This window comes from Bacteroides sp. CAG:633, from assembly GCF_000435115.1.
In the GTDB taxonomy this organism is placed as follows: domain Bacteria; phylum Bacteroidota; class Bacteroidia; order Bacteroidales; family Bacteroidaceae; genus Bacteroides; species Bacteroides ndongoniae.
In genome coordinates this window covers 52,301-58,634 of record NZ_FR883047.1, presented here as the reverse complement: position 1 = coordinate 58,634, position 6,334 = coordinate 52,301, and the positions used below count along the sequence as shown (strand labels likewise).

General features: G+C 50.6%; 6 protein-coding genes. 5 read left to right on the top strand and 1 reads right to left on the bottom strand.

The features are described 5' to 3' along the window. The first annotated feature begins 50 nt into the window (after positions 1 to 50). The 3 genes from QVP67_RS06370 (at position 51) to QVP67_RS06360 (ending at position 2,465) form a co-directional block, all read left to right on the top strand. Positions 51 to 803: a WecB/TagA/CpsF family glycosyltransferase gene (locus QVP67_RS06370; RefSeq protein WP_022162736.1), complete on the top strand. Its 753-nt coding sequence runs from the start codon at positions 51 to 53 to the stop codon at positions 801 to 803. A 56-nt stretch (positions 804 to 859) separates the two neighbouring features. Continuing rightward, positions 860 to 1,687, top strand: coding sequence for a YjbH domain-containing protein (locus QVP67_RS06365; protein ID WP_288179969.1), 828 nt, complete (start codon positions 860 to 862; stop codon positions 1,685 to 1,687). A 103-nt stretch (positions 1,688 to 1,790) separates the two neighbouring features. Further along, on the top strand, positions 1,791 to 2,465 hold the full coding sequence (locus QVP67_RS06360) for an ABC transporter ATP-binding protein (RefSeq protein WP_022162734.1): 675 nt from the start codon (positions 1,791 to 1,793) through the stop codon (positions 2,463 to 2,465). A gap of 88 nt (positions 2,466 to 2,553) precedes the next feature. Here QVP67_RS06360 and spt read toward each other — a convergent pair whose 3' ends face one another. Continuing rightward, positions 2,554 to 3,741 (bottom strand): serine palmitoyltransferase, encoded by a 1,188-nt coding sequence (gene spt, locus QVP67_RS06355; protein ID WP_022162733.1) that lies wholly within the window; start codon positions 3,739 to 3,741, stop codon positions 2,554 to 2,556. A gap of 198 nt (positions 3,742 to 3,939) precedes the next feature. Between spt and QVP67_RS06350 the strand changes: the two genes are divergently transcribed. Together QVP67_RS06350 and aspS are read left to right on the top strand one after the other, a co-directional pair. Then, entirely contained in the window at positions 3,940 to 4,992 is a 1,053-nt protein-coding gene (locus QVP67_RS06350) for a diacylglycerol/lipid kinase family protein (protein WP_022162732.1), read from the top strand. A 128-nt stretch (positions 4,993 to 5,120) separates the two neighbouring features. Beyond that, positions 5,121 to 6,334, top strand: a 1,214-nt coding sequence (gene aspS / locus QVP67_RS06345) for an aspartate--tRNA ligase (protein ID WP_288179966.1), incomplete at its 3' end; no start/stop codon positions are given.

The following is a 6,334-nucleotide window of genomic DNA, read 5'->3' as shown; positions in this document are numbered from 1 at the left end:
AAGGAGTGGATTTTTTTATTGTTTTCACGAAAAAATAACTGATTAACGATATGCAAACGTATTTCAACATCCGATATGAATTTGACCGCAAGGCGGTGTGGGAACGCATCGACCGGCAGGTGAAGGAAGGAAAGGCGGACTACATCTGCGTGGCGGACGGAGTGATTCTGGACCACGCAAACCGGAACCCGGAATACCTGAAGGTGGTGAACGGGGGAATGTTCGCCATCTGCGACAGCAGCTATGTGCCGCTGTACCTGAAGTGGATCTATGGAAAGAGGTATGAACAGTACTGCGGAAGCCAGATCTTCAGGGACATCGTGGCGGGACGGAAGTATCGCATGATTTTCATGGGGACTTCGCAGGAGACGCTGGACGGGCTGCAGAACAGGCTGGCGGAGATGAACCCGGAGGTGAAGGGAATGAAGTTCATAGAGTTGCCTTTCAGAAAGGTGGAGGACTTTGACTACCCGGAGATAGCACGCACCATCGAGGAGGACGGAGCGGACATCGTATGGGTGGCCTTGGGTGCACCGAAGCAGGAGATCTTCATGAGTCTGCTGAAACCGCACCTGAAACGGGGGGTGATGATAGCGGTGGGGGCTGCCTTTAAGTTCTACAGCGGAACGGACGTGCAGCGGGCGCCGGAATGGATGGTGAAGCATCACCTGGAGTTTGTACACCGCATCTACAAGGAACCGAAGAAGCAGCTGAAACGTTGCTGGGGCATTGTGTCGACACTACCCGGACTGCTGTGGGGAGAATGGAGAAGGAGCAAGAAGCAACCGAAGGTAAGGGCATGAGGAAGGAACTGATAAGGCTGGCTTGCATCGTGGCTGTGCTGACGGGGGTATACCGGATGACAGCAGTGGCACAACCGGCCATTCCGGCGGGCCAGGTGGACCTGTTTATGGGGGTGGACTTCAACTACCGGGATCTGTTTCACAACGGAAGGGTGTATGACTTTCTGATAAACCTGACGCCGGGCGTGAAATGGAACATGGGAAAAGGATGGCAGGCGACGGCGCAAGCGATGGTGCCGGTGGTGAACCAGTATGGGGCGTACTACAAACGGGTGAGGCTGAACATGGCGGCCCTGTCGAAGGAAGCGCACTGGGGGGAACGGTGGTACCTGAGGGTGACGGGTGGTCTGTTTGACGACGAACGCTACGGCGTGGATGCGAAGGGCATGTACGTGGTGAACCGGGCACTGGCACTGGAGGCGCAGGCGGGTCTGACGGGCTTCTGCTCGATGGCTACGGGATGGGCTGCCAGCACGCCGGAACGGGTGATCGCACTGGTGGGTGCGGATGTGTATCTGAACCGCTGGAACACGCAGTTCAGGGCGCGGGGCGGACGGTTTCTGTACGAGGACTACGGGGCGGTGGCAGAGGTGATGAGACACTTCAGGCACTGCACGGTGGGTGTGTACGGACAATATAGTGACAAAGGAAAGGCGAACGGAGGATTCAAGGTGATCATGATGATTCCACCCTATAAGCTGAAGAGACGGAAGGTAAACGTAAGACCGGCAACGAACTTCCGACTGACGTATAACCAGCAGGGCGATGCGTATGCCAACGCCGTGTATCGGACGGATCCGGAGGAGAACGAAAGGGAAGGATGGTTTGGCCTCACCCCCGTCCCCTCTCCCAAGGAGAGGGGGGAAGAGGATGAATATAAATAGGAGTGAATTGATAATAGACAAAAGAAAGACTAATTATAAAATTAACTGTATATTTAACCCGTCTTTTCCCATCAAATGGGAAAGACATTAAAACTGAAAGATTATGATTAAGACTGTAAATTTGCAGAAGATCTTCCGTACGGAAGAAGTACAGACATTGGCTTTGAACAATGTGAATATCGAAGTGAACGAAGGTGAATTTGTAGCTATCATGGGACCGTCGGGTTGCGGTAAGTCCACACTGCTCAACATACTTGGGTTGCTGGACAATCCTACATCGGGCGAATACTACCTGAACGGAACGGAAGTATCGAAATATACCGAGGCGCAGCGCACCAGTTTGCGCAAGGGTGTCATCGGTTTCGTCTTCCAAAGCTTCAACCTGATTGACGAACTGAATGTGTATGAGAACATTGAGTTGCCACTGCTCTATATGGGCGTACCTGCCAGCGAACGCAAACGTCGTATTGAGCAGGCAATGGAGCGTATGGCCATCAGTCACCGCTCCAAACACTTCCCGCAGCAGCTTTCCGGCGGTCAGCAGCAGCGTGTAGCCATTGCTCGTGCCGTGGTGGCCAACCCGAAGCTGATTCTGGCCGACGAGCCTACCGGTAACCTTGACTCGAAGAACGGTAAGGAAGTGATGGACTTGCTGAAGGAACTGAACAAGGAAGGCACGACCATCGTCATGGTGACACACTCGCAGCACGATGCCGGCTTTGCCGATCGCATCATCAACCTGTTCGACGGACAGGTAGTGGCCGAGGCAAACCTGTAAGACTAGTTGAAATATAAAAAGAATAGAGGGCACATCCACTGGCGGATGTGCCCTCTTATTAAAAATAGGAATGTCTATTTGTCAGTGTTTACTTGATAATATCCAGTTGTTTGAAGCATTTCGTCAGCTTGTCAACTGCATAGTCGACCTGCTCTTTGGTGTGGGTAGCCATCAGGGCTACACGTACCAACGTATCTTGCGGAGCGCATGCAGGCGGTATCACCGGATTGATGAAGATGCCTTCGTCAAATGCCAGTTTGGTCACCATGAACGTCTTGTCCGTATCGCGTACGTACAAGGGGATGATAGGTGACTCTGTATCGCCGATTTCGAATCCTGCATCGCGGAATCTCTTCAGAGCATAGTTGGTGATATCCCACAGGCGTTGGATACGTTCCGGTTCCGACTTGATGATGTGAAGTGCCTCGCGTGCGGCAGCCGTAGCGGCAGGAGTGCTGCTGGCCTGGAATATGTACGAACGCGCATTGTGGCGCAGCCAGTTGATAACCGCTTTGTCTCCGGCAATGAATCCGCCGATAGAAGCCAGCGATTTGCTGAATGTACCCATAATCAGGTCCACGTCGTCGGTCACACCGAAGTGGTCGCAGACGCCTCGTCCCTGACGGCCGAATACGCCCAGTCCGTGAGCTTCGTCTACATAAATGCTGGCGTTATATTTCTTTTTCAGACGTACGATTTCGGGCAAGTTTGCCAAATCGCCTTCCATGGAGAATACACCGTCTACTACAATCAGTTTTACAGCATCCGGTTCACACTTCTGGAGTTCCTTTTCCAGGTCTTCCATGTCGTTGTGCTTATACTTCAGCTGAGTGGCAAACGACAGGCGTCGTCCGTCGACGATTGAGGCATGGTCGCGGTCATCACAGATGATGTAATCGCCACGTCCTACTACTGCCGGAATGATACCTTCGTTTACGGTAAAACCAGTCGAGAAGCAAAGTGCTTCGTCTTTGCCTACAAATTCGGCCAGCTCTTTTTCAAGCTCCACATGGATGTCAAGAGTTCCGTTGAGGAAACGTGAACCGGCACATCCGGTACCATATTTGTCTGTGGCCGCTTTGGAAGCGTCGATGATGCGTTGGTCGTAAGTCAGCCCCATGTAGGCATTCGAACCAAACATCAGAACCTTTTTACCATCCATTTCCACCTCTGTGTCCTGGTGGCTGTTTATCGTGCGAAAGTAAGGGTATACCCCTTGAGCCATGTATTGTTGTGGCAGGTCATATTTCGCAAATTTGTCTTGTAGTAAACCCATGAATATAATAAAATATTTAACTCTTAAAAATAAGTCTTTTCAAAACAGGGGGCAAAGATAGCAAAATATGTCGGTTTTTGTCCTGTTTATCTGAAAAAAACAGTCTTCGGGCGTTTTAAAACATTTACTATTGCAGAAAATTAAAGGATTTATATTACTTTTGCCTAAATAGAGAATGACAGCATAGAAGAATTTTGCATGAGTGACGGAATGAAAAAAATAGCATTTGTCGTCAATCCTATATCGGGGACACAAGGCAAGGAACTGATATTGAAATGGGTTGACGAGAAACTGGATAGAGAGAGGTATACGGCAGAAATACTTTATACCCAACGTGCGGGACATGCTGTGGAAATAGCGGCGGAGAAAGCACGCGAAGGAGTGTATGCCGTAGTAGCCATTGGAGGAGACGGAACCATTAACGAAATAGCCCGGTCGCTGGTTCATACAGAGACGGCACTGGGCATTATTCCTTGTGGGTCGGGTAATGGGCTGGCACGTCATTTGCAGATTCCTATGGAGCCTAAGAAGGCCATTGATATTATAAATGAAGGGGTAACGGAAATCATTGATTATGGAAAAATCAACGAAATACCTTTCTTTTGCACCTGTGGCGTGGGCTTTGATGCGTTTGTCAGCCTGAAGTTTTCGCAAGCGGGCAAGAGGGGGCCGCTCATGTATCTGGAGAAGACGCTGATGGAGAGCCTGAAATACCGGCCGGAACGTTACGAGGTAGAGATGGATGGAAATACCACCCGTTATAAAGCTTTCCTGATAGCGTGCGGCAACGCGTCGCAGTATGGAAACAATGCCTATATCACTCCGCAGGCTACGTTGGACGACGGCTTGCTGGACGTGACTATTCTCGAACCGTTCACCGTGCTCGATGTGCCGGCATTGGCCTTCCAGCTTTTCAATAAAACCATCGACCAGAATAGCCGCATCAAGACTTTCCGCTGCCAGTCGCTGCGTATTCACCGTACGAAGCCGGGAGTGGCCCATTACGACGGCGATCCGGTGATGATGAACGAGACACTGGATGTGCGAATCGTACAGAAAGGACTGAAGGTGATCGTACCCCGTAATGCGGGAAAAGATACATCGAACGTTCTGGCCCGTGCCCAGTATTACATTAACGGACTGAAGCAGCTCAACGAAGCGATTGTAGAAGACATTGCCACTAAAAACAAGGCGATGCTGGACCGTGGAAAGGAACAGATCAGGAAATTGAAAAAGATGAATGAGCAGTAGCTCCTTAAAAAACTGTTCCGGTTTGCTTTACATTAGAATAGTTTTCGCTATTTTTGCACGAATTTTTGGATGTGCTGAAAAGGCAGATCTTAAATTGGAAAATCTGATTTTTAAAATCTTTATATAATATGTATAGATCACATACCTGCGGAGAGCTCCGTATCTCCGATGTCAATAAGCAGGTCACGCTGGCTGGTTGGGTGCAGCGCAGCCGTAAGATGGGTGGAATGACATTCATCGATCTCCGCGACCGTTACGGAATCACCCAATTAGTATTCAACGAGGAAGTGAATGCCGAACTTTGCGAGCAGGCCAATCACCTGGGACGCGAATATGTCATTCAGGTTACCGGTACGGTGAACGAACGTTTCAGCAAGAACGCCAACATTCCTACAGGCGACATTGAAATCATTGTATCCGAGCTGAACGTACTGAACGCCGCCCTGACTCCTCCCTTCACCATTGAAGACAATACCGACGGAGGCGACGACATCCGTATGAAATACCGTTATCTGGACTTGCGCCGTACGGCAGTCCGCAAGAATCTGGAGCTGCGTCACAAGATGACCATCGAAGTACGCAAGTACCTCGACAGCAAAGGCTTCATCGAAGTAGAGACTCCGTTGCTCATCGGTTCTACTCCCGAAGGTGCCCGCGACTTTGTAGTGCCTTCGCGTATGAATCCCGGTCAGTTCTATGCCTTGCCGCAAAGCCCGCAGACATTGAAGCAGCTGCTGATGGTATCGGGTTTCGACCGTTACTTCCAGATTGCGAAGTGCTTCCGCGATGAAGACTTGCGTGCCGACCGTCAGCCGGAGTTTACACAGATTGACTGTGAAATGTCGTTTGTTCAGCAGGACGATGTTATCGAACTGTTCGAAGGCATGGCCAAATATCTGTTCAAGGAACTGCGTGGTGTGGAACTGACTGAACCGTTCCTGCGTATGCCGTGGGCCGATGCCATGAAGTACTATGGTAGCGATAAACCCGACTTGCGCTTTGGCATGAAGTTCGTCGAACTGATGGACATTATGAAAGGATACGGCTTCTCGGTATTCGACAATGCTGCCTACATCGGCGGTATCTGTGCCGAAGGCGCCGCACACTATACCCGCAAGCAGCTTGATGCACTGACCGAGTTTGTAAAGCGTCCGCAAATCGGAGCCAAGGGCATGGTTTATGCCCGCGTAGAAGCAGACGGCAATGTGAAGTCGAGTGTAGACAAGTTCTATTCGCAGGAAGTTCTGCAGCAGATGAAGGAAGCCTTCGGTGCCAAGCCGGGTGACCTGATTCTGATTCTGAGCGGCGACGATGTGATGAAGACCCGTAAGCAGCTGTGCGA

What these genes read in the sequence shown, in the direction of transcription:
- QVP67_RS06370 (WP_022162736.1), top strand. Translation starts at nt 51, where the DNA reads ATGCAAACGTATTTCAACATCCGATATGAATTTGACCGCAAGGCGGTG.
- QVP67_RS06365 (WP_288179969.1), top strand. Translation starts at nt 860, where the DNA reads ATGACAGCAGTGGCACAACCGGCCATTCCGGCGGGCCAGGTGGACCTG.
- QVP67_RS06350 (WP_022162732.1), top strand. Translation starts at nt 3,940, where the DNA reads ATGAGTGACGGAATGAAAAAAATAGCATTTGTCGTCAATCCTATATCG.
- spt (WP_022162733.1), bottom strand. Translation starts at nt 3,741, where the DNA reads ATGGGTTTACTACAAGACAAATTTGCGAAATATGACCTGCCACAACAA.
- QVP67_RS06360 (WP_022162734.1), top strand. Translation starts at nt 1,791, where the DNA reads ATGATTAAGACTGTAAATTTGCAGAAGATCTTCCGTACGGAAGAAGTA.